Source organism: Thermostichus sp. OS-CIW-31, from assembly GCF_054060305.1.
The window spans coordinates 1-23,078 of record NZ_JBSSDA010000013.1 but is presented as its reverse complement, the minus strand read 5'-3'; the positions used below and the strand labels follow the sequence as shown (position 1 = coordinate 23,078).

Below are 23,078 nucleotides of genomic sequence, written 5' to 3'. Positions count from 1 at the left end.
GCAGGTCGGGCCATGCTAATGGTTGGTATAGTGGGTCTGACCTGGGCCGTTTCCGGCCCTAGCAGGGTGCGCTCCATTCTTCTCTTCCCTCCCGGAGGTTGTGATGAACCCTCCAACTAACCCAAGGGCTTGCAGCCAGCTTGCACGAGCGGGAGCCTTTGCCCCCATCCATGTTGTGGGCGGGGGGTTGGCGGGGACAGAAGCTGCTTGGCAAATTGCCCAGGCAGGGTTGCCTGTCATCCTTTCGGAGATGCGCCCCGTGCGTCAGAGCCCGGCCCATCACACCGATCAGTTGGGGGAGCTGGTGTGCAGCAACTCCTTTGGGGCTGCGGCCAGCGATCGGGCGGCAGGGCTGCTCAAGGAAGAACTGCGACAACTGGGATCCCTGGTGATCGCGACGGCGGATTGCCATGCAGTGCCGGCAGGAGGGGCATTGGCAGTGGATCGGGCCCGCTTCAGCCAGGCTCTCACGGAAGCCATTCAAAACCATCCCCGCATCACCCTGCGTCGGGAGGAGGTGACGGAGATCCCGGAGGGCATTGCCGTCCTCTGTACCGGCCCTCTGACCAGCGATCCCCTGGCCAAGGCACTGCAAGCCTTTACGGGCCTGGAGTACCTGAGCTTTTTTGATGCGTCTAGCCCCATTGTTACCGGGGATTCGTTGAACCGAGCGGTGGTGTTTCAGGCTTCCCGCTACGACAAGGGGGAAGCAGCCTATCTCAACTGCCCCATGACGGAAGCGGAGTACGAACGGTTTTGGCGGGCGCTGGTGGAGGCGGAGCAGGCGCCCCTCAAGGATTTTGAACGGGAGGAGCGCAAGTTTTTCGAGGGCTGCTTGCCGATTGAAGAAATGGCGCGCCGGGGCAAAGACACCCTCTGTTTCGGCCCCTTGAAGCCGGTGGGGCTGGTGGATCCGCGCACGGGATCCCGTCCTTATGCGGTGGTGCAGTTGCGGCAAGAGGACAAAGCAGGGCAGCTGTGGAACTTGGTGGGCTTTCAAACCAACTTGAAATGGGGAGAACAGCAGCGGGTCTTTCGCCTCATCCCCGGCCTGGAACAGGCGGAGTTTGTCCGCTTTGGGGTGATGCACCGCAATACATTTTTGAATTCGCCCCAGCTTCTGTGGCCGACCTTGCAATTTCGTCGCCGACCCACGCTGTTTGCCGCCGGCCAGTTGGTGGGCACCGAGGGCTATGCCTGCGCGGTGGCAGGGGGATGGTTGGCCGGACAGAACGCCGCCCGCCTGGCTCTGGGGTTGCCCTTGATCACGCTGCCCCCCGAAACAATGATGGGATCCCTGTTTCAATTCATCAGCAGCGCGGATCCCAAGCATTTTCAGCCGATGCCGGCCAATTTTGGGCTGCTGCCGAATTTGGAGGGGCGCCAGCTTCGCAACAAGCAGGAGCGCTATGGCCGTTACCGGGATCGGGCTTTGGCTGCTCTGAGGGCGACTGGGTTGGTGCGCCAAGTGCAAACCGCCTAGGGGAGCTTGGAGCGTGTTCCCGACCATTGCGATCCAAGTCAAAGTCGAGATTGAGCGTTATCGTCATTTGAAACTAGATTGAGACACTTCCTAGGCGTTTCGCGACCGCCCCCAGCCCCTCTCCCTCTGGGGGAGGAGAGTCGGGAAGCAATGCCACAGAAATATTTAGAAATGTTTCATTCCTATGCCGCGGTAGCAGATCCCAAAACGAGCTGTCAAAAGCTGGGCAAACCTGTTGGCTACCTTCCCTCTTTCCGCTGCTCACAAGACAAAAGGGCGCGCATGGACTCCAACAGTTGGGGTGCCCTCTGGGTTAGGTCTTGATAGAGGCAAATTTGCTGTTGGCAGCGGGCCAGGTTATGGGCTTTGCGGCTGGGGTAGCGCTGGGGATCCCAATTCCAGTAAGCGTCTTCAAACCAATCCTGCAAAAAGCGCATCCCCAATTCCAGGGTAATCAGTTGGATCCCTTGAATGATGAGTTCTGGTTGTAGGGCGTGCAGGTTCCCGGTTTGGGCATAGCCCCGCAACCCGGCCAGGATCGCCTCTGGCTGAAGGGTATTTCCTCGTTTGCCCCAGGAGCGCAGGGCATCCCCCAATTCAACATAGAGATTGTGATACATAAAGGTGTCCAGATCCACCAGGCCCACAAATCGCCCCTGCTCATCGAACAAAAAGTTGTTGAACTTGAGATCGGCATGGATGATTTGAGTTGGGATCCCCGAGGGCAGCAGAAGATTGGGCACAGTTTCGATTAAAAACTGCCATTCTGCCTGCACTTCTGGCACCGGTTCGTGCTGGCGTAGCTGTTGCCAAAGGTGAGCCGTATCGTGAAAATGCGGGATCTGGAAGCGAAAACGATAGTCCATCTGGGCCAAGAGTCGATGCAGGCGTCCAACGGCTGCCCCCGCCTCTTCCAGATAGCCCCAATTGGGAGGAGTTGGGTGACAGGATCCCGGCAGACAATCCATGACCCGCCACAGCCCTTCTGCCCAGGACAAGTGCAGGGATCCATCGCGAGCGCGGCGGAATTGGGGGACGGGGAAGCCGTGTTGTCTCAACCATTGGCCGATGGCTTGACCATCTTCGGTGACAGCAGGATCAAATCGGGGGTGAAGGCGCTGGACGATGAAGGATCCCTCAGAGGTGTTGAGTTTCCAAGTTTGGTGAATGAGGCCCACTCGGATGGCTTCGGGTGGCTCTGGATCCCCCAGTTGAAAGTGCTGGACAAGGGGATCCAGCCAAGTCAGGTCAAGCATAGGCAAGGAAGAAATCTATTCAAGCTTGGGGTGCTGGGTCGATCTTTACTGTTTTCCGAGCCCACTCAAACTGCCTATCACACTTACCGCCTTTGAGGCTTAAAGTTCTCTTAAAGTTCTGTTGAAGTTGCTTGGCGTTGGCGATTTTACCGTCCTCGATAAACAGGGCAAGTTGTTTGGGAGGGTGCAGCTTGTTATGCAACCACAGCCTTTTTGCGGCTCACCCGAACGGGACTTGTCGCCAGAACTCACTGCCCCATTGGCCGAGAACTCAGGTGTCGTTGTGGCAAACCCGCGAAAGAGCCCCATTTGCTACCTTAATGAAGGTTGCTGGCCGGACAACCGTTAGGTTCCCTCATCACCCCATGGATACCCGCCTAATCAACATTGGCTTTGGCAACATCGTCGCCGCTGGGCGTGTGGTCGCCATTGTCAGTCCCGAGTCAGCTCCCATCAAACGCATCATCAGCGATGCCCGCGAGAGGGGCCAGTTGGTGGATGCTACCTATGGTCGTCGTACCCGCGCTGTCATCATCACCGATTCCGGGCACGTCATCCTCTCCGCCATCCAACCCGAAACCGTTGCCAACCGCTTCCTGACGGCCAAGCCCGGTTTGCCAGACGAAACCGAGTGAAAGCCATCGCTGTGAGCCGTTTGAGAAACCAGAAGTGAGATATCCTAAAACAAACCCAAACAAGTCAATTGCCCAGCCGTCTTGCGTCGGTCTCTGTCTATGCCAACCTCTCCTACCCCGGTTTCCTCTGAGTGTACGCAGCAGCAGGGATCCCTTCCGGCTCCCACCCCGCGCGGTCGCTTGGTGGTTTTGACAGGGCCCAGCGGAGTGGGTAAGGGTACGCTGGTCAACCAGTTGCGCCAGCGCCACCCCGAGCTGTATCTCTCGGTTTCGGTCACCACCCGCCCCCCCCGCCCCAGCGAACAGGAAGGCGTCAACTACTACTTTCGCAGTCGGGAGGAATTTCTCAACTTGATTGAAGCCAACGAGCTGTTGGAATGGGCACAGTATGCGGGCAACTTTTACGGCACTCCCCGCGAGATCGTGTTCCAAAAACTCAATCAGGGTCAGGATGTGCTGCTGGAAATTGAGCTGGCGGGGGCCCGTCAGGTGAGGCAACAGTACCCAGATGCCATTCGCATCTTTCTCTGTCCCCCTTCTCTGGAAGAGCTGGAACGTCGCATCCGCGAGCGCGGACAAGACTCAGAGGCCAGCATCGAGCGCCGCCTGGAACAGGCCCGCAAGGAATTGGATGCCCAAGACGAATTTGACTACGTGATTGTCAACGACAACCTGGAGCAAGCGCTGCAGGAGCTGGAAGCCCTGCTCTATCCCCCCTCTCCCTCTTCAAAGGAGCAGCAGCCCTAGCTTCTCCAGCCCCTTCCCGGAACGCTGGTGTCGGTGGTGCAGTGGCTCCAGATTGGGCCTAGGGTTAACTTTCGGTTAAGAAAAAAGCTGCTGGGGAGGGTAGTTTGGCTTTACCAAAAAACTGGGTCTGAAGCCCCGCCCTAAGGCCTACGGCCCGCTGACGCGACCAGGGCGGCTTTTATCTTGCTAGACCTTTGATAAAGTAGGCTCATGCGCGTCCTCGAAGCCAAGCTCCTCAACGGCACAGCCCAGCAGTACCAAGCCCTGGATGAGGCCATTCGGACTGCCCAGTTCGTGCGCAACAAGTGCCTGCGCCACTGGATGGATCATCAGGGGGTGAACAGGGCCACGTTGTACTCCCTCTGCAAGGACTTGGCCAGAGAGTTCCCCTTCGCCCAGAAGCTGAACTCCTCTGCCCGGCAAGCCAGTGCGGAGCGAGCCTGGTTTGCCATCTCCAACTTCTACCGCCGCTGCAAGGAGAAAGCAGCCCGGAAGGGCTATCCCAAGTTCCAGAAACGGTGTCGCTCCGTGGAGTACAAAATCTCCGGCTGGAAGCTCTCCCAAGATGGAATGTCCATCACCTTCACGGACAGCTTCCAGGCAGGCACCTTTGCCCTGTACTGCAACGGCGAGGCGCGGCGGGACATCCTCACCCTGAAAATCAATCGGGTGCGGGTAGTGCGGAGAGCCGATGGCTACTACGCCCAGTTCTGCCTGGACGTGGAGCGTCGGGAGAAGGTGGGCTACACCGGCGAGGCGGTGGGGCTGGATGTGGGCTTGATGCACTTCTACACCGACAGCCACGGCCACAAGGTAGAGTGCCCCCAGTTTTTGCGTCGTGCCGAAAGGAGGTTAAAGCGAGAGCAACGCAGGTTAAGTCGGAAGTTTCGGAGAGGGGCCAAACCCCAATCCAAGAACTACCACCAGCAGAGGAAGCGACTGGGCAAGGTGCATCTCAAAGTCCAACGCCAGCGTAGAGACTGGGTCATCAAGTTGGCCCGGTGCGTGGTGCTCGCCTACGGCGGCGCGGAGCGCTTTGTCTAGCGACATCGTGGCGTATGAGGACTTGCAGGTGCGCAACTTGGTGCGGAATCACCACTTGGCCAAGTCGCTCGCGTAAGCGGTGCGGAGCACTATTCACGATGCCGGGTGGAGTTTATTCACCGGGTGGCTGGACTCCTACGGGAAGGTCTTCAACAAGGTGGTGGTGGCCGTGCCGCCCCAGTACACCAGTCAGGACTGTTCTCGGTGTGGCCACCGGGTGAAGAAGACGCTGTCCAGTCGCACCCATCAATGCCCGCAGTGTGGGGTGGTACTTTGCCGGGATGAGAATGCGGCCATCAACATCCTGCGCAAAGGGTTGGAGTTGTTGGGTGAGGAGTGGAACAACGGTACCTTTGGGCAAAAGGGAACCGCCCCGAAAGGGGGAACGCCTGGGGAGAAAGGCCTACGGCCCGCTGCCGCGATGAGCACCGCTGCTGTGGAGGGGCAACCTGACACGGTAAGTGCTGTCGCAGAACCAGGAACCAGAATCCCCTGCCTTTAGGCAGGGGAGTATGTCAATTGTGAGATAATGGTAAAGCTGCGCTTTCTGTGCAGCCTCTGGTTCTAATCAGTTCTATCTGGCCAATTAGGGGATAGTATGCTGCACACACTATCTGGCCAATTAGGGGATAGGTCTCCAGCTCTGATCGGGATCCACTGTATCCTGGAGCTTTACGACTGCCCGGCCAAACTTTTGGATGATGCCTCTCTGGTGCAACAGGCTTTGCGAGAGGCAGCCAGACGCTCCAACTCCACCTTTTTGGGAGAGCTGTGCCATCCATTTGAGCCACAGGGGATTACAGCCCTCGCTCTTTTGGGGGAATCCCACATCTCCATTCACACCTGGCCCGAAGCGGGCTACGCGGCGGTGGATGTGTTCACCTGTGGTCGCCACACCCGACCGGAAGCGGCCTGTGAATATCTGATCGACGTGTTTCAAGCGCGACGATATTCCCTGCGCAAGGTGCCCCGCCGCACAACGCAACCGACACTCCTGGAAGAGGCCCCAGACTCGGCTGAGGTGCTCACCTGTGAAGCGACCCGACGAAGGCACTGAGATCTTCGCCAATCGCAGCTTTTTCCAAACTGTCATGGGGGCCATCTGTAGGCTGGGTGGGATCCGATTCACCCCAGAGGTCAGTCTATGTTGCTGGAAAAAGCTGTAGCGAGGTGCTTATGAGCAGCCCGAGAAGTTTCTTCTGGGTTCAGGAGTACTTTACCCCTTGGGACTACACCGCCCGTGCCGTCACGCGCATCTTGGCCTACCGAAAAACCCCTTTCCAGGAGATGCTGATCGCCGAGACAGGGGCCTTCGGCAAGGGTCTGATGCTGGATGGGCATTGGCAATCCACTACCGTGGATGAGTTTCTGTACCACGAGGCTTTGGTTCATCCGGCTATGGTGCAGGTTGTCCAAGCGGGCGGGATCCCCCGGCGGGTACTGGTGTTGGGGGGGGCAGAAGGGGCAACGCTGCGGGAGGTGCTGCGTTGGCGCTCGGTGGAGCAGGTGGTGATGGTGGACATCGATGGGGAGGTGGTGGCAGCCTGCCGAGAGCACCTGCCGGAAATGCACCAGGGATCCTTTGAAGATCCGCGGGTGGAGGTGGTGATTGCCGATGCCTTGGATTTTCTCCAGGAAACAGGCCCCATTTGGGATGTGATCCTTTCCGATCTTTCCGATCCCATTGAGTCCGGCCCTGCCTACCGCCTCTTCACCCAGGAGTTTTTCCGCCAGATCCGCTCCAAGTTGCAGCCAGATGGGGCTTTCACCATCCAAGCCGGGCCGACGGGGCCGGTTGAGCTTCATCAACACACCCGCATTGTTCGCACCCTGAAAACGGTGTTTGCCGCCGTGCAGCCCTACGCCATCTATGCCCCCACCTACGGTGGCCCACTGGGTTTTGCCCTGGCAGCTCAGGATCCCATCTCCCCCAGGCCAGAACCGGAGCAGATCGACCAGATTCTGAGCCAACAGTTGGATCCCGAGCGAGGGGCACTGCAATTCATCGATGGCATCACCCTTCTGGGCCTCTACCAAGTCCCAGCTCACCTGCGCCGCGCCATTGCCGCCGAGACCACGGTTTATACCCTGGACAACCCGCCTCGCATCGAATAAGGGGCTATCCAGCACCCCGAAGGGATCCCAGGAGAGTTTGTCTTTGGTGCCATAACTTGGTAGATTCGTGAGCAGCCGAATTTTGCTTCCCTGATGAAAGTCCTGGTTATTGGTGGTGACGGATACTGTGGCTGGGCGACGGCCCTGCACCTATCCAACAGGGGTTATGAGGTGGCCATTCTCGATTCCTACGTCCGCCGCCTCTGGGATCTGCAACTGGGGGTTTCTACCCTGACCCCCATTGCCCAGCTAGAGCAACGGGTGGATCGCTGGAAGGGGCTAACCGGCAAGGACATTCCCATCTTTGTCTGCGACGTTACCAACTACGAAGCCCTGATCTCCTGCATGCGCCGCTTCCCGCCGGAGGCCATTGTTCACTTTGGCGAGCAGCGCTCTGCCCCTTACTCGATGATCAGCCGCGAGCATGCGGTGATGACCCAGGTGAACAACGTGGTGGGCACCTTGAACATCCTCTACGCCATCAAGGAGGAATTTCCCGATTGCCACCTGGTGAAGCTGGGCACCATGGGCGAGTACGGCACCCCCAACATCGACATCGAGGAGGGGTACATCACCATCGAGCACAATGGCCGCAAGGATACCCTGCCCTACCCCAAGCAGCCGGGATCCATGTATCACCTCTCCAAAGTACACGACAGCCACAACATCCACTTCGCCTGCCGCGTCTGGGGCCTGCGGGCCACCGACCTCAACCAAGGGGTGGTATACGGCGTGCTCACAGAAGAAACCGGCATGGACGAGGTGCTGATCAACCGTCTCGATTACGATGGCGTATTCGGCACAGCTCTGAACCGCTTCTGCATTCAAGCGGCCGTGGGCCATCCGCTGACAGTGTATGGCAAGGGCGGCCAGACCCGCGGTTTCCTGGATATCCGCGACACGGTGCGCTGCGTGGAGCTGGCCATTGCTCACCCTGCCGAGCCGGGCCAATTCCGGGTGATGAACCAGTTCACAGAGCAATTTAGTGTTGAGCAACTGGCGTTGCTGGTGCAAAAGGCGGGAGCCACCATGGGCCTGAAGGTGGAAATCAACCACCTGGAGAACCCCCGCGTCGAGCTGGAAGAGCACTACTACAACGCCAAAAACACCAAGCTCCTAGACCTGGGCCTCCAGCCCCACTATCTGTCCGATTCCCTCTTGGATTCGCTGCTCAACTTTGCTCTCAAGTACAAGGATCGGGTGAATGTGCGGCAGATTTTACCCAAGGTGAAGTGGAAAGGTTAACTCTCCAGGCAAGCTTGGGCCAGGCTCAGCCAGCCGCGCGCCAGGTTGTCCAGGTTATAGCCGCCTTCCAAGCCGAAGAGGGTTTTGCGGGTCACCTGCTCCAGGCAAAGGCGGGCCATGCAGCCAAAGGCTTCCGGCTCTAGCTGCATACCGGCCAGGGGATCCCCTTTGGCACAGTCGAAGCCGGCGCTCACCAGCAGCAAATCCGGCTGGAACGCTTGCAAGAACGGCAAGATCTTCTCGTCGAGGGCCTTTTTGTAGGCCAACCAATCCGAGCCGGCAGGCAAAGGCACGTTGCAGAGGTTGCCGTGGATCCCCGTTTCGCGAGCGGAGCCGGTGCCGGGGTAGAGGGGAAACTGATGGATGGAGGCATAGGCCAGTTGGGGATAGCGCTCCACCACCGCCTGCGTGCCGTTGCCGTGGTGAACATCCCAATCGAAAATCGCCACCCGCTTCACCCCCGGCTGATCCAGCGCCCACAGCGCCGCAATGGCTGCGTTGCTGAATAAACAAAACCCCATTGCCCGTTCTGGCTCTGCGTGATGCCCAGGTGGACGGCACAGCACCAGCGCTGGCTGAGCGGTGGTCAAAACCGAAGCAGAGCCGGCCACCCAAGCCCCCACAGCCAGGCGCGCCGCTTCAAAACTTCTCTCCGAGAGAGCAGTGTCGGCATCAATGTGTCCCCCACCTGCTGTTGCCAACTCAGCCACCTGTTGGATGTGCCGACGCGAGTGTACTCGCTCCAGCTCTGCCAGCTCCGCCAAGGGGGGATCCCGCCATTCCAACTGGTTGGCAAAAGGGGCACCACGCAGCGCCTTAACAATGGACTGCAAGCGAGCCGGACGCTCGGGGTGAAATGGCCCGGTATCGTGGCTGAGGAAAATATCAGAATAGTAAACAGGCAACATGGGCAGAGGCAACAAGCTAAGGCAACGCCTTTGCAGTGTAGCTTAAGCCCGCCCCCTCTATCCGTAGAAGACCTCTGACATGGATCCCGCATAGGGGTCAAGGCCAAAAGAGGCTTGTTGGAGTTTTTGATTGACCACATCCCGCACTACCGACCGCAGCAATTCCAGCTCAGAGGAATTAAGTTGATCGCGGCTGGGACACTCATCGGCAGCCAGCCACATGTAGATGGCGGGGACCCGGTTTAGGATCTGCTGCATCATCGCTTCCCGCTCCCTAGCGTCATAAAACACCTGTTGATGGGGGTGCTCAGTGGAGAGGATAGTTTCCAGTTCTCCCAATGCCAGGTACTCGACGATATTAACCAACATCTTTTCCATGATGAATGTCCCTCCTAAAAATCCCTGTCGCTCTTAAAAACAGACATTAAACAAAAAACGCTGCTTCCCCATCTTCCTCCGCTGCTTTTGGCACCGGATTTTGCCTACAGGCCGACCATTTAAGCCGGTTGCAGTTAAGTCTGCCGTCGGGAAGAAGTTGCGGTTTCGTTCGTAAGATCCTCTTGTGCAGCCAATCCTTGCCTCCTCTATTCGCCTCGTTTGCCTTTCCACTTGCCGCTGAAAGCAGCCAATAGGAGCCATCAGCAGCTGGAAAATCTTTTTGCTGGTATTCAGTACCAACGAAGAATTATCAGCGTTCAAGAGAAACAAGGTAGAGCGTTTAACAAAGACTATAGAAACTCGACTGCAAAAGGCAGGAAGATCTTACTCAGCTATTTTCATTCACTACCCTAACACGTGACTGTGTAAGAAATTGCGGGAATATTAAGAAACTTACATATTTCTTGACAATTGACTAAAACTTCTGTCTGTCAAGGAGGCCCTGGAAGTCAGTTAAAGAGTTGTAAAGAGCAACTCTTCCCTTGGCTCCAAGACCTGAAGAACTGCCAAATCCAGGGATCCAAAACAAATAGATTTAGCCTGCTATGGGCAGATCGACTCGCTGAGCCTGGATCCAGAAAGACTCTAGGTCATAGTAGTCCCTTTCCTGTTGCATAATCACATGGACAATGAGATCGGCATAGTCGATCAGTATCCAGGAGGCCGATTCCTGCCCTTCGATGCGGCGCGGAGTTTGTTTCCACTCGTCCCAAACCTTTTCCTCAATTGCTCGGGCAATGGCGCGGACTTGCGTAAGCGAGTAGCCGCTGACCAGAAGAAAGTAATCTGCCAAAGTGGAGACTTGGGATACATCCAGCAGAACGATATCGCCACCTTTTTTCTCTTCTGCCGCGCGAGCTGCACTCAGCGCCATGCAATAGATGGGATCCCCAGCAGGGGCAGGCATGAGATGTAGCAACTAAAACCCTCCTGAAACGACTGAGTTAACCTAGGACACCGCTTTTTCTAAAGGATGTAACAAAAAATGATTCCGAGTCATGAGTGTGCGCGGATGAACCACCTGATTCCGGTCTAGCAAAAATTTTAGGCTCAAGTCACATACTCCCACTACGGTTTTAGACAAATCTACAAAAGCCATCTGCCGCAACCGCTCCAATTCTGGGCTGTTGCCCCGATTCGGCTCCAGGGCATCGGCCACGAAAACCACGCAACTGAGCGGATCCATGCCGGGCTGCCCTAGCGTGTGGTTGGCAATGGCCGCCAAAATCTCCGGATCCTGTACCTGAAACTGCTCCCGCGCCACCAGGGATCCCACCTCAGCGTGCAGGATGTGAGGTTCGGCCCGCTCAATTTCATCCAGCTCCCGTTCCTGAGCCACCCTTTGCAACAGTTGCTCCGGCGGGAAAGCCTTGGCCAAGTCGTGCATCAGCCCTGCCCAAGCAGCTTTCTGCTCATCCAGCCCGTAGTGGGCCGCCAGCTGTCGGGCCATCCCCTCTACCCCCAAGATATGGCGGAGGCGAGGAGGAGACACCCGCTCCTGTAGCCAGGCCAACACCTCTTCCCGCCCCAGTTGAGTGCCCATCGCCCTAGTCATTCTGCAGCTTCAGCACGGCCATAAACGCTTCTTGGGGCACATCCACTGTTCCCACCGCCTTCATGCGTTTTTTCCCCTCTTTTTGTTTTTCCAAAAGCTTGCGTTTGCGGGTCACATCTCCTCCGTAGCATTTGGCCAAGACGTTTTTGCGCAGGGCTGGTATGGTTTCACGAGCAATCACCTTAGAGCCAATTGCTGCCTGAATGGGCACTTCAAATTGATGGCGTGGGATCAGCTCTCGTAACTTGGCAACTAGGGAACGGCCTACATAAAAAGCTTTGTCCCGATGCACAATCGTGGATAGAGAATCCACCACATCGCCGTTGATCAAAATGTCCAAACGCACCAAATCATCGGCGCGATAGCCAATCATTTGGTAGTCCATGCTGGCATAACCACGAGTGCGTGATTTCAATTGGTCGAAAAAGTCGGTGACCACTTCCGCCAGAGGCAGCTCATACACCAGCGTAGTCCGACCCTGCGCCAGATATTTCATGTCTTTAAAAGTGCCGCGTTTGGTCTCACACAGCTCCATCACGGTACCGACAAATTCCTCAGGAAGAATCACCTCTACCCTGACAATCGGCTCCTCAATGCTGGTGCGCTCGTTGGGGGGAGGCAGCTTGCTGGGATTGTCCACCCGAATCACAGAGCCGTTGTTGAGGGTAACTTGGTACACCACCGTCGGAGCTGTGATCACCAGATCGAGATTGTACTCCCGCTCTAGGCGTTCCTGAACCACCTCCATGTGCAGCAGGCCCAGAAAACCACAGCGGAAGCCGAAGCCCATGGCGCTGGAAATTTCTGGCTCAAAGTACAGGGCAGCATCGTTGAGCTTGAGCTTTTCCAGAGCCTCTTTGAGTTCGGCGTACTGATCGGAGCTGCTGGGGAACAGGCCACAAAACACCATCGGCTTGGCTTCTTTGTAGCCGGGCAGGGGCTCAGGAGCTTTGCGATTCACCAGTGTGATGGTATCCCCAACCCGGGCGTGTTCCACGCTCTTGATGGCGGCGGCCATGTAGCCCACCTCGCCCGCATGTAGGGCATCCACCGGCTCTTGGTTGGGACGCATCACCCCCAGCTCGGTAATCTCGTATTCTCGGCCAGAGGCCATAAAGCAAATCTTGTCCCCCGTTTTCACCTCCCCGTCCATGATGCGCACATAGACGATCACGCCGCGATAGGCGTCGTAGTAGCTATCGAAAATCAAGGCCCGCAGGGGCTCCGCCACCGTATCCCGTGGGGGCGGCACCCGCTGCACAATGGCCTCCAGAATCTCTTGAATGCCAATACCCACCTTGGCAGAGGCGAGGATTGCCCCGCTGCAATCAAGGCCGATCACCTGCTCAATCTCGGCAATGACCCGCTCCGGCTCGGCCCCCGGCAGGTCGATTTTGTTGATCACCGGAATAATTTCCAGGTTGTTCTCCAGGGCCAGGTAGACGTTGGCCAGGGTTTGGGCCTCCACCCCTTGAGAGGCATCCACCACCAGCAGCGCCCCTTCACAGGCGGCCAGGGAGCGGGAGACTTCGTAGGTGAAGTCCACATGCCCCGGCGTGTCGATCAGGTTCAAAACATAATCTTGGCCGTCTTGGGCACGGTAGTTCATGCGGGCCGCTTGCAGCTTGATGGTAATGCCCCGTTCCCGCTCCAGTTCCATGCTGTCCAGCAGTTGTGGCCTCATCTCGCGGGCTGAAACGGTGCCCGTTTCCTGCAGAAGGCGATCGGCGAGGGTGGATTTGCCGTGGTCGATGTGGGCGATGATGGAAAAGTTGCGAATACGGGAGACAGGAACGCCGGTCATAAAAACCTGATCAGGGCAAAGATTTTTTACAATGCTAGCCTCTCTGCTCCCCTGCCTGAACTGAGGTTGCCCAGAAGTTGGCTGCCAAGGGGAGAAGACACAGCCCTTCTGCCGGACACCAGAGCACCCTACTGGAATTGGCCGGGACAGCTCCTTTCCGGCAGCGCTGACTAGAGCCGGTACAACAGACGTGCCGCTTGTGTGGCAGGGATGGGATCCGTGAAGATGGAAAAAGCCAGAACGAACTTAGGCGGTGTTGTCGCCAGCTCGCCAGGAGGCTATGGGTCTGACCCGACGGCAGAGGAAGCAGTCCAGAACCCTGCCCAAAGCACTACTTGTCTAACTTCTCAATGTAGGGGCGAATGTCATTGAGGTCGATGTAGCGGTCGGTGGCGTTGCGCAGCTCGCGGGCGATCATCCCTTCGGTGGAGACAACTGTAATCAGCGTGTTTTTGGAACGCAACAGCTCGACGGCCCGCTCAAAATCTCCATCGCCGCTAAATAGAATGATCCTATCGTACTGGCCAACGGTGTTGAACATATCGATTACTATTTCGATATCCAGATTTGCTTTTTGGGAGTACCGACCGGAGTCTTCATCTCGATATTCTTTGAGGATCTTGGTGCGCACGGTGAAGCCCATGCTGATCAGAGCGTCTCGAAAAGCCCTCTGATCATGGGGATCCTTGATGCCGGTGTACCAAAAGGCGTTGACCAACTCAACATTCGGCTGTGATCTAACAAAATAATCCAGCACCCGGCGTGGGTCAAAAAACCAGCCATTTTTCTGTTGAGCATAAAACATATTATTGCCATCAATAAAGATGGAAACCCGAGTGACGGGATGATGGTAAAACATAAAGCTTTTCCGAAAAAAGTAAGGTGAACTGGTCAGAAAAAGAGGATGAAAACGAGGTCACTGACTTTCCACAAGAGCCATTTGGGCAGCCAGCACCTTGCTGACACCAATCTCTCATCATAGCCAAAGGTGGGATCCCTTTCTCAAGAATTAACTTTGGGGAGAGGCACCCCTGTAAACCAAAGCGGGTTCCGGTTGCCGCAGGGCATAGCTGGATCCCGGTCGATCGGCTTGGCTAACGTACAGCTCCGCCAATTGTCGAGCCAGGTTACGGATGCGCCCAATGTAGAGGGTGCGCTCGGCTACAGCAATGACACCACGAGCGTCGAGCAGGTTAAAGGTGTGGGAGCACTTGAGCACATAGTCGTAGGCGGGCAGGAGCAGAGACACGGCCAACCGATCCGGCAACACCTGTTTCTGCAGTTTCTGTTGGGTGGTTTCGATCAAACGCTTGGCCTCGGCTTCGTAGAGCCGGAACAATTCCAGTAGCATCTCCGGATCGGAATACTCGAAGTTGTAATAAGATTGCTCGACCTCATTTTGGAAATAGATTTGTCCATAGGTAATCCGTCCCAGAGAAGGATGCTCATTCCAGCAGAGATCGAAAACCGAATCCACCCCCTGCAGATACATGGCCAGGCGCTCTAGCCCATAGGTAATTTCTACAGAAACCGGGCGACAATCTTGTCCGCCCACCTGCTGAAAGTAGGTGAACTGGGTTACTTCCATGCCGTCCAGCCACACTTCCCAGCCCACGCCCCAAGCCCCCAAGGTGGGAGATTCCCAGTCATCTTCCACAAAGCGAACATCGTGTTCTGCCGGGTTCACGCCCAAAGCTTGCAGGCTATTTAGGTACACATCTTGAATGTCATCGGGGGAGGGCTTGATCAACACTTGGTATTGAAAATAGTGCTGCAGGCGATTGGGGTTTTGACCGTAGCGTCCATCGGTGGGGCGGCGACAGGGTTCGACATAGGCCACTCGCCAGGGATCCGGCCCCAAGGCGCGCAAAAACGTGTGGGGGCTCATGGTGCCGGCGCCTTTTTCCAGGTCGTAGGGTTGTAGGATCAAGCAGCCCTGCTCCCCCCAAAACTGTTGCAGGCGAAAGATCAAGTCTTGAAAGGTGTGGGCTGACATGGCAGGGGTTGGGCAGAGATGGATTAACCCCTATCCTACCAATCTCCTCTTCTCAGTCGAGCAGCTCTTCCCGATCAGCTGGATCCGAGTAGTCCCACTCGATGGGGGGCATTTGGTCGAAGGCTTGTTTGAGGGCGCTCTCCCACAGTTTGCGCATCTTGGCCAGGTAGGGATCCCCGGTGCGCAGGCGCAGACGGTGGGTGACCTTGAACTGATCCGCTTGCACCATCACCAAATCGATGGGGGGGCCGACGGAGATGTTGGATTTCATGGTGGAGTCGATGGAGAGGAGAGCGCATTTGGCCGCATCTGCTAGCGAGGTTTCGTAGGAGAGGGTGCGATCCAAGATTGGCTTGCCGTATTTGGTTTCCCCCACCTGCAAAAAAGGGGTTTCCGGGGTGGCCTGGATGCAGTTGCCCTGGCTGTAGATCAAAAAGAGGGCCGGCTCCTCGCCTCGGATCTGTCCCCCCAACAACAGGCTGCACTGGGCGTCGATACCGTCCTTTTCCAGCCAGGGTCGGTCTTGCTCCTGGATGTAACGAATTTTGGATCCCAGGTAGCGGGCCACGTCGTAGAGATGGGGGAAGGTGTGGAGATTGGAACTTTCCGGTTGGCGCAGATCCCGCTGCACTTCGGTCAAAACGCCCTGGGTGATGGACAGGTTGCCGGAGGTGCAGATCAAGATCACCCGCTCTTCGGGCACGGAAAAATCGAACAGCTTTTGGTAGGTGGAGACGTAGTCCACCCCGGCGTTGGTGCGGGAATCTGCCGCCATCACCAAGCCAAAGCGGGTGATGATGCCAAGGCAGTAGGTCATGCGAACGATGCGGCTCGGCTCTCTGATGGTAGAGGCGATTGTAGAGGTTCAGGAGAAAGCAAATCCGATTTTGTGGCGGATTTCCTCTCGCAGGCGGGCGGTAATCGAGGCTTCGTCCAAATCGGCCAAAATCTGGGCTATGGCGGCTTTGGGCCCCTCTGGCCCCCAACTGGCTCCCTGGGCCAGGTAGCGGCGGGCGGACTCGCCGATGGCATAGCAGGAAAACCCGGCCAACACCGCCTGCGTCAGGGCCACGGAACCGTAGGCTCCCAGAGAGAATCCCCCCAGCAAGGTTTTCAGGGATCCCAGGCCCAACAGCGCCACCCACTCGCCGGCGCCCAGGCTGAGCATGCTGAGGACGATCTTCTGCAGCAGTTGTGTGGCTCCCGCAGTGCTCATGGGCCAGCCGTACAGGCGGGACAGGCGCAGGATCAGGGTGACATCGATGGCCAGCCCTCCCAAGGTATCGAGCAGAGTGATGGGGTTGAGGGCAACCGCCAGCGCTTTGGTGCGGGCGGCTGAGGCGATGAGGTCTTGGGCTTGCTGGGCACGGGTTTGCAGCTTGCGCTCAATTACCTGCTGGTTAACCCGATCGGCAAACAGGAGGGCATTCAAGGCCAGCAGCGAACGCCCCTCCCGATGCAGGACTTCCAGGATTTTCTGGCGCAGCTCGTCCACCTGCGGGGATCCCACTTCCATTTGGGCAGCAAAGCTCCCATCCGGCCTTTGCACCAGGCGGGGTACGCGAGGGGAGGCCGCCACCATGACGATCTCGTCGGGGGAAAGGAGCTGCCGCACCCGTTCGTTGCGGATCTTGTCGTAAATGGCCTGGCGATCTGCCTCTGGGTACTGGTCGATCTTGTTGAACACCAGCAGCATAGGCTTGCCCGCCTCCCGCAGGGTGGCCAGGGCCTCAAACTCCACCCGCGTCAGATCCCCGCAGACGACAAACAGGATCAAATCCGCCCGCTGCGCCACTTCTCGGGCCAGCCGCGCCCGCTCTTCGCCGTCTACTTCATCCAGGCCGGGAGTGTCGATCAGCTCCAGACGGGATCCCTGCCAATGGGCAACCTGCACCGATTGAATGGATGCAGGGGGAAGGCGGGATCCCTGCAGGGATGTGCCAGAGAAGGAGGACTGGGGGCGGGTTTCCCAGCTGATGTTCCAAGTTGCCGCTTGCTGGGTACGGGTGATGCCATGGGTGGGCCCCGTCTCAAAGACTGGCTCGCCCAGCAGGGCATTGAGCAGGGAAGACTTGCCTCGCCCCACCAGACCAAAGGCGGCGATGTGGATGACCTCGGTTTCCAGCTTGTCCAAGAGCGCTTGCAAGCTCTCCAACTCCCCTTCTAAGCCCGCGACCTCTTGGGGGCGCAGATCCAGTTGGGCCACCCACTGGCGCAGGCTGCGCTTGGCTTGTTGGTAGTTGAGGTCATCTTGTAGGGTGTTGCGGCGAGCCATAGCCGTAGCGCTCAATAGCGGTAGGAAGCAGCCCTTAAAAGACTGATACATTTACGCTGAACACTGCTGAACATCACTGTTCAACTATGCAGCGATAGCATTCTGTTTGTTTCCAACCAGAATGGCGGTATCCCGCAAAGCTTTGAGTAGAATACCCAAAGCGCAGTTTCCGTGTCGTCTTACTACCAATTTTCTGCTTTGCTTTGGCTACCATGTTGGCAGACTCGAAAGTAAACAGAAAGATCAACTGGTAGTAATCCGTGCTGAACATATTATACATTATTTTCAGTATAGTTGAGCTTATTATTGACTAGAGTCATGCTCCACTTTGCTCTCGGGATCGGCAGGCTTCCCCACCGGACAGAGAGCTTCTCATCGGACAATACAAGGGACAATACAAGACGATCATAAGAGGAAGGGAAGAGTTAAGCTCAAAGCAAGGCGGCCTCAGCCGCCGGGATCCGCAACTCAAAAATCTGATATCCAAAACTTGGCAAGAGGAGGTTTTCCATGCCCAGGGCTATCTGGAATGGGGTAGTGGTGGCGGAGACAGACCGCTACGAAACCGTAGAAGGCAACATCTATTTTCCGCCGGAATCTCTGCGCCGGGAATACTTCCAGCCCAGCTCTACCCACACCACCTGCCCCTGGAAGGGGGAGGCCAGCTACTACACCCTCGTGGTCAACGGCCAGGAGAACAAAGATGCCGCCTGGTACTACCCGGATCCCAAACCCGCTGCGGCCAACATCCGGGGCTATGTGGCCTTCTGGAAGGGTGTCAAGGTGGAGCCCTAGCCGGAGCCGAGTTTGTCAACCGGGTATGATGGGAAGAGTGGGTTGGAGAGGCGATGCCATGCTGACCGATGGCCGGATCCTGTTTGGCGCGGCCCGGTGGGCGAGAAAGCTGGGCCTGGCCGGATTGAGCTTGGTGCTGTTGGGCTGCAGCCCCGCAGGTTTTCGCACCCCGCGTCCCAGCCTGACCAACAGTGGCCTCAACAGCATCTTCCCCGATGGGGAGCCTGCTTTCAACGGAGATGGCCGCTACCTGGTGTTTTCCTCGGCCCGCAGCGGCAGCCAGGATATTTTTCTCTACGACACGGTGGAACGTCGCTTGGTGGATCTGCCCGGCCTCAACTCCAGCGACGTGGCGGCTACCTCGCCCGACATCAGCGCTGATGGCCGCTACATCGTCTACGTGTCCAATGCTCTGGGCAAGTCTGAGATTTTTCTCTACGACCGGGAAACTCGCAGGATAGAAAACATCAGCAGCCGGGTGCCGGGAGATGTGCGCAACCCCACCATCAGCGGCGATGGCCGGTTTATCGCCTTCGAGAGCAACGGCCAAGGGCAGTGGCACATCGAGATTTTCGACCGGGGGCCGGCAGCCAGCACGCGCCCAACCTCACCCTCTTCCCCCACTTCTGGCGACAATCCCTGAGGGGATCCTCAAGCTAGGATAGACCCCCCTGCTTTGCAAGAGTTTCTGCATGTTGATTCCCCTCGCCCAGCGACTTCAGCCCCTCGGCGGCAATGTGTTTGACCAAATGGATCGAGCCAAGCGAGAGGCTCGTCGCTCTGGCCTGGATGTGATCGATCTGTCTCTGGGATCCTCCGATCTGCCCCCACCTTCAGACTCCTTGGCGGCCATCCAATCGGCTCTGTCGGATCCCTCTACCTATGGCTACACGCTGTTTCACGACACGGCGGACTTTCGGTCTGCCTGCGCCAAGTGGTACAGGGGCAAGTTCGGCCTGGAGATCGATCCGGAAACAGAGGTGCTGCCGTTGATCGGATCCCAGCAGGGAACGGCCCTCTTGCCCCTGGCCCTGCTCAACCCCGGCGATGTTGCTTTGGTTGCGGATCCGGCCTATCCCTCTCACGTGGGCGGGATCCATCTGGCGGGCGGGATCCCCTACTACCTGCCCCTGCGGGCGGAAAACCGCTTCTTGCCCCGCTGGGATCGGATCCCGGAGGCAATCTGCCGGCAGGCGCGGCTGCTGGTGTTGAACTACCCCCACAACCCCACCACTGCCACCGTCACCCCGGAGTTTTGGCAGGAAACCCTACAATTCTGTCAACAGCACGACATCGTTCTGGCCCACGATTTTCCCTATGTGGACTGGCGTTTCGACGGCCAGGTAGCCCCTTCCGCGCTGCAGGCGGATCCCGATAAAACCCGCACCATCGAGTTTTTTTCTCTCTCCAAGTCCTATCACATGGGGGGATTCCGGGTAGCCTACGCCATTGGCAGCCGGGAGCTGATCCGAGCCCTGCGATGGGTGAAATCCACCATCGACTTCCATCAGTACCAGGGCATTCTGCGGGGGGCAGCAGCGGCTTTGGCAGTTCCCGATAGTTTTTTGGAGCGCTGGCGGCAGGTGTACCGCGAGCGACGGGATATAGCCGTGGCGGCTCTGCACCGCATGGGTTGGCCTGTGCCCTTGCCGGAGGCCACCATGTATCTGTGGGCGCCTCTGCCGGAGTTTTATCGCGGCTCTTCTGCCCAGTTTTGTCTGGACTTGGTGAGAGCCACAGGGGTTGCCCTGTCTCCCGGTTCTGGCTTTGGCCCCAGTGGGGAAGGCTATGTCCGCTTTGCTTTGGTGGTCGAGGGATCCCGTCTGGAGGAGGCGGTGGGACGGATCGAGGCGTTTTTGTCCCGGTGCATTTCCTAAATCCCAAACATCAATCCCAAACATCGAGCATCCAGCTCTCGGTTGGTTGTGCTCGCCCACCCTCGGGCAATCTAAGTCAGGATAAGAGTAAGAGTGTTATCCAAGTTGAGTGGGCATGGAGAAGGAAACGCTCGACAGTTTTTTGTCCATCCGTGGGGTGATGGGGGTGGCGCTCTTGAGTCGGGCAAGTCGCCCTTTCTTCTACCGCTCTTTTCAGGATTTGGATAGCCGACAGCAGCAAGCCCTTACCGAAGGGCTGTTTCAAGTTTTGGAGACCATGCCCCCAGGACTTGACTATTTTGACTTTCAGTTTGCCGAGCAGCGGGTTTTCGTTTACCCCCTTGGGCCGGAATGGGCGCTGCTGGTGGCGGTGAATGACGAGCTGGTGATGCCGGTTTACACCTTGGCCGTGAACCGCCTGCGAGCCGAGCTGCAGCAGGATACGCCAAAGGGCTTGGCCACCTTTCGTCTATTTACCAGCCAGGCGGAGGCAGGCCGGAACGCTACCCAGCCCAGTTCCGCTCCTACGGCGGGCCCGCGCATGGAGATGGATGTCTTCGTGCAATCTCTGAACCGTCTCTGCCAGATTACAACCGGCTATTTGGGCAAGGCGGTGATCGTCAACTATTGGAAGGCAGCACGGCAGGAAGTGGTGGAACGCCAGGGATCCAAAGCAGAATGGCTGAACCAGTTCGAGATCGAGCGCAGTGGCCAGATCCACTACCGGGGATCCCTCAAGGAACTGGACGAATCTCAGCAAAGGGTGCTACGGGATTGGGTGCTGGCTTTTTTCCGTCGCTGTGAAGAGGTAATCCACGATTTTCGCAACTTGATCAAATCGACAGAACTGGGCCTATGAAAAAGGGGCAGGCTTTTTCCTAAGTAGGGCTATCGGCGAACTCTACCCGGCTCTTGGTCGAGGAAAATCCAGGCTAAGCTATGACCATGATCAACCCGGATCGCGCCAGGTGCAGACAAGATCCCTGCCTGGGGATGTCCCTTCTTGTCGCCGCAAGCCGACCCAGCGAAAGATCCGCTTTGCTACCGCGATGCCGCCGGATCCCTCGTTACTATGGGGTTGCGGCACTCTACGCGAAGGAGTCGCTATGCTGAGAATCGTCACCCAGCTAGCCGAGGCTGAAGCCGAGCTCAGACGGATCTCGGAGCGCACTCAGGCTGACCAGAACCTGCACCGTGAAGCAACCGTGCGGGAGATCCTGCAAGCGGTACGCCGTCAGGGGGATCGTGCCCTGCTGGCCTATACGGCTGAGTTTGACCAGGTGGAGCTGAGCGTTGCCGAACTGAAGGTGTCTGGGGCCGAGCTGGAGGCGGCTTACCAGGCGGTGTCTCCGCAATTGCTTTCAGCCTTACGGCTGGCCAAGCAGCGCATTGAAGCTTTTCACCGGCAGCGGGTGCCCAGCAGTTGGGTAAGCTTTCCCGGCCCTGAGATCGTCTTGGGCAAGCAATACCGCCCTGTGGATCGCGCCGGCCTCTACATTCCGGGAGGGCGAGCCGCCTATCCCAGCACGGTGTTGATGAACGCCATCCCGGCCCAGGTGGCAGGGGTGCCCGAGATTGTGATGGTGACGCCACCGGGATCCGACGGCTCCGGGGGCAAGGGGATTAGCCCGGCCATTTTGGTGGCCGCCCAAGAAGTAGGCATCCACACCATCTATCGCGTTGGAGGGGCTCAGGCAATAGGGGCTTTGGCCTACGGCACCGAGACCATCCCCAAGGTGGACGTGATCACCGGCCCCGGCAACATCTACGTAACTTTGGCCAAAAAGCTGGTGTACGGCACGGTGGGGATCGACTCGCTGGCCGGGCCATCGGAGGTGTTGATCATCGCCGACGAGAGCGCCAACCCCCTTTATGTGGCTGCCGATTTGCTGGCCCAAGCCGAGCACGATCCCTTGGCGGCGGCCATCCTTCTGACCACCGATCTCCAGCTGGCCCAGCAGGTGCAGCAGGCGGTGGCCACCCAGATGGAGGCCCATCCCAACCGTCTGATGGTGGAAAAGTCGGTGGTGAATTACGGGCTGATTGCGGTGGTGTCGGATCTGACGGCGGCGGTGGCTTTGTCCAACCTGTTTGCGCCAGAGCATTTGGAACTGCAGGTGGCAGATCCCTGGGCTTTGCTGGATCCCATTCGCCATGCGGGGGCCATTTTCTTGGGCCACCATACTCCGGAGGCGGTAGGAGATTACCTGGCTGGCCCCAACCATACCTTGCCCACCGCCGGTGCGGCCCGCTATGCCTCGGCTTTGGGGGTGGAAACTTTCCTAAAGCATTCCAGTCTGATTCAATACAGCTCAGCGGCTTTGCGGGAGGTGGCCAGCGCCATTCAGGCTCTCACACAAGCGGAAGGGTTGCCCGCCCACGGCCAGTCGGTACAGGTGCGGTTGGCGGAGGAGCGCTAATCAAGCCCTGGTCGCAGTTAGCTAGACCGCCGGGAAGCCCCACCCTCTGTTAGTGACTAGTGGCTAGTCACTATCCACTCACCACTATCCAGGGTGAGGGTCGGGATGAGAGGCAAGGACACGATGCTTTGTCCTTACTGGTGCTATGACCGGCGTAGCAGGATTTTATACGCTCATCATGAGAACTTTTATAAACTCATCATGAGAACTGCCTATCAATATCGCTTACGCCCTACCTCTAGCCAAGTTGCTCTAATGGAGCAATAGCTAGAGTTGTTGCGGAAGCACTATAACTATCGCTTGGCAGAGCGCTTTGCGTGGTGGGAACACAATCGCTGTGACATCAATGCTTGTCCCTTAATCTGTCACTTGCCTGAGTTAAAAGACAATCCCGATTTCTACTCCCAGAAACGGGACTTGGTGAGCACGAAAGCCCTGTTTCCGCAGTACAGAGCAGTCCATTCGCAAGTCCTGCAAAACTGCAT

At 57.6% G+C, this 23,078-nt stretch carries 21 protein-coding genes and 3 pseudogenes; 13 read left to right on the top strand and 11 right to left on the bottom strand.

Annotated elements, in window-relative coordinates; translation table 11 throughout:
* Positions 1–103: 103 nt before the first annotated feature.
* Positions 104–1,483, top strand: coding sequence for an FADH(2)-oxidizing methylenetetrahydrofolate--tRNA-(uracil(54)-C(5))-methyltransferase TrmFO (gene trmFO / locus ACVWY9_RS08975; RefSeq protein ID WP_457388118.1), 1,380 nt, complete (start codon positions 104–106; stop codon positions 1,481–1,483).
* Positions 1,484–1,722: 239 nt separating this feature from the next.
* On the opposite strand, the gene ACVWY9_RS08970 is transcribed toward trmFO, so the two are convergent.
* The gene (locus ACVWY9_RS08970; RefSeq protein ID WP_457388117.1) at positions 1,723–2,739 is read right to left on the bottom strand and encodes a phosphotransferase enzyme family protein; all 1,017 of its coding nucleotides are present in this window, start codon (positions 2,737–2,739) and stop codon (positions 1,723–1,725) included.
* A gap of 365 nt (positions 2,740–3,104) precedes the next feature.
* Here ACVWY9_RS08970 and remA point away from each other — a divergent pair, with 365 nt between their 5' ends.
* The 6 genes and pseudogenes from remA (at position 3,105) to ACVWY9_RS08940 (ending at position 8,525) form a co-directional block, all read left to right on the top strand.
* Positions 3,105–3,374, top strand: coding sequence for an extracellular matrix/biofilm regulator RemA (gene remA / locus ACVWY9_RS08965; RefSeq protein WP_414330335.1), 270 nt, complete (start codon positions 3,105–3,107; stop codon positions 3,372–3,374).
* A 99-nt stretch (positions 3,375–3,473) separates the two neighbouring features.
* Positions 3,474–4,121: a guanylate kinase gene (gene gmk / locus ACVWY9_RS08960; RefSeq protein WP_369791759.1), complete on the top strand. Its 648-nt coding sequence runs from the start codon at positions 3,474–3,476 to the stop codon at positions 4,119–4,121.
* 210 nt (positions 4,122–4,331) lie between these two features.
* Positions 4,332–5,667, top strand: a pseudogene (locus ACVWY9_RS08955) (RNA-guided endonuclease InsQ/TnpB family protein).
* 96 nt (positions 5,668–5,763) lie between these two features.
* Positions 5,764–6,222: an adenosylmethionine decarboxylase gene (speD, locus tag ACVWY9_RS08950; protein ID WP_457388116.1), complete on the top strand. Its 459-nt coding sequence runs from the start codon at positions 5,764–5,766 to the stop codon at positions 6,220–6,222.
* A 119-nt stretch (positions 6,223–6,341) separates the two neighbouring features.
* Positions 6,342–7,280 carry a fused MFS/spermidine synthase gene (locus ACVWY9_RS08945; protein WP_414356308.1) on the top strand — a complete coding sequence of 313 codons (939 nt, stop codon included), beginning with the start codon at positions 6,342–6,344 and terminating at the stop codon, positions 7,278–7,280.
* A 93-nt stretch (positions 7,281–7,373) separates the two neighbouring features.
* A complete protein-coding gene (locus tag ACVWY9_RS08940) occupies positions 7,374–8,525 on the top strand; it encodes an NAD-dependent epimerase/dehydratase family protein (protein ID WP_457388115.1) in 1,152 nt (383 codons plus the stop codon).
* Here ACVWY9_RS08940 and ACVWY9_RS08935 read toward each other — a convergent pair.
* The 10 genes and pseudogenes from ACVWY9_RS08935 to ACVWY9_RS08890 form a co-directional block, all read right to left on the bottom strand.
* Positions 8,522–9,433, bottom strand: a complete 912-nt coding sequence (locus ACVWY9_RS08935) for a histone deacetylase family protein (RefSeq protein ID WP_457388114.1) — start codon at positions 9,431–9,433, stop codon at positions 8,522–8,524. The two genes, ACVWY9_RS08940 and ACVWY9_RS08935, sit on opposite strands and share 4 nt — an antisense overlap.
* A 57-nt stretch (positions 9,434–9,490) precedes the next feature.
* Positions 9,491–9,811: a hypothetical protein gene (locus ACVWY9_RS08930; protein WP_011431733.1), complete on the bottom strand. Its 321-nt coding sequence runs from the start codon at positions 9,809–9,811 to the stop codon at positions 9,491–9,493.
* Between the two features lie 595 nt (positions 9,812–10,406).
* Entirely contained in the window at positions 10,407–10,778 is a 372-nt protein-coding gene (gene rsfS / locus ACVWY9_RS08925) for a ribosome silencing factor (RefSeq protein ID WP_011431734.1), read from the bottom strand.
* 42 nt (positions 10,779–10,820) lie between these two features.
* Positions 10,821–11,414, bottom strand: a complete 594-nt coding sequence (gene yqeK / locus ACVWY9_RS08920; RefSeq protein WP_414328665.1) for a bis(5'-nucleosyl)-tetraphosphatase (symmetrical) YqeK — start codon at positions 11,412–11,414, stop codon at positions 10,821–10,823.
* 4 nt (positions 11,415–11,418) lie between these two features.
* Positions 11,419–13,230: a translation elongation factor 4 gene (lepA, locus tag ACVWY9_RS08915; protein WP_414356302.1), complete on the bottom strand. Its 1,812-nt coding sequence runs from the start codon at positions 13,228–13,230 to the stop codon at positions 11,419–11,421.
* A 331-nt stretch (positions 13,231–13,561) separates the two neighbouring features.
* Positions 13,562–14,089, bottom strand: coding sequence for a low amplitude/bright protein LabA (locus ACVWY9_RS08910; protein WP_011431737.1), 528 nt, complete (start codon positions 14,087–14,089; stop codon positions 13,562–13,564).
* A 150-nt stretch (positions 14,090–14,239) separates the two neighbouring features.
* Positions 14,240–15,226 (bottom strand): glycine--tRNA ligase subunit alpha, encoded by a 987-nt coding sequence (gene glyQ / locus ACVWY9_RS08905; RefSeq protein WP_414328660.1) that lies wholly within the window; start codon positions 15,224–15,226, stop codon positions 14,240–14,242.
* A gap of 52 nt (positions 15,227–15,278) precedes the next feature.
* Complete coding sequence (locus ACVWY9_RS08900; protein WP_414387909.1) at positions 15,279–16,043, bottom strand: peptidase; 765 nt, start codon at positions 16,041–16,043, stop codon at positions 15,279–15,281.
* 48 nt (positions 16,044–16,091) lie between these two features.
* Entirely contained in the window at positions 16,092–17,552 is a 1,461-nt protein-coding gene (locus ACVWY9_RS08895; protein WP_457388113.1) for a DUF697 domain-containing protein, read from the bottom strand.
* 33 nt (positions 17,553–17,585) lie between these two features.
* Positions 17,586–17,769: pseudogene (locus tag ACVWY9_RS08890) on the bottom strand (hypothetical protein); the annotation flags it as partial.
* 242 nt (positions 17,770–18,011) lie between these two features.
* On the opposite strand from ACVWY9_RS08890, the gene ACVWY9_RS08885 reads away from it, so the two are divergent.
* The 6 genes and pseudogenes from ACVWY9_RS08885 to ACVWY9_RS08860 form a co-directional block, all read left to right on the top strand.
* Positions 18,012–18,296: a DUF427 domain-containing protein gene (locus ACVWY9_RS08885; RefSeq protein ID WP_414328853.1), complete on the top strand. Its 285-nt coding sequence runs from the start codon at positions 18,012–18,014 to the stop codon at positions 18,294–18,296.
* A 58-nt stretch (positions 18,297–18,354) separates the two neighbouring features.
* The gene (locus ACVWY9_RS08880) at positions 18,355–18,939 is read left to right on the top strand and encodes a TolB family protein (RefSeq protein WP_414407272.1); all 585 of its coding nucleotides are present in this window, start codon (positions 18,355–18,357) and stop codon (positions 18,937–18,939) included.
* A gap of 49 nt (positions 18,940–18,988) precedes the next feature.
* Positions 18,989–20,173, top strand: coding sequence for an LL-diaminopimelate aminotransferase (locus ACVWY9_RS08875; protein ID WP_457388112.1), 1,185 nt, complete (start codon positions 18,989–18,991; stop codon positions 20,171–20,173).
* A 115-nt stretch (positions 20,174–20,288) separates the two neighbouring features.
* Entirely contained in the window at positions 20,289–21,032 is a 744-nt protein-coding gene (locus ACVWY9_RS08870; protein WP_457388111.1) for a hypothetical protein, read from the top strand.
* A gap of 247 nt (positions 21,033–21,279) precedes the next feature.
* Positions 21,280–22,593, top strand: coding sequence for a histidinol dehydrogenase (hisD, locus tag ACVWY9_RS08865; protein ID WP_457388110.1), 1,314 nt, complete (start codon positions 21,280–21,282; stop codon positions 22,591–22,593).
* Positions 22,594–22,794: 201 nt separating this feature from the next.
* A pseudogene (locus tag ACVWY9_RS08860) lies at positions 22,795–23,078 on the top strand (helix-turn-helix domain-containing protein); the annotation flags it as partial.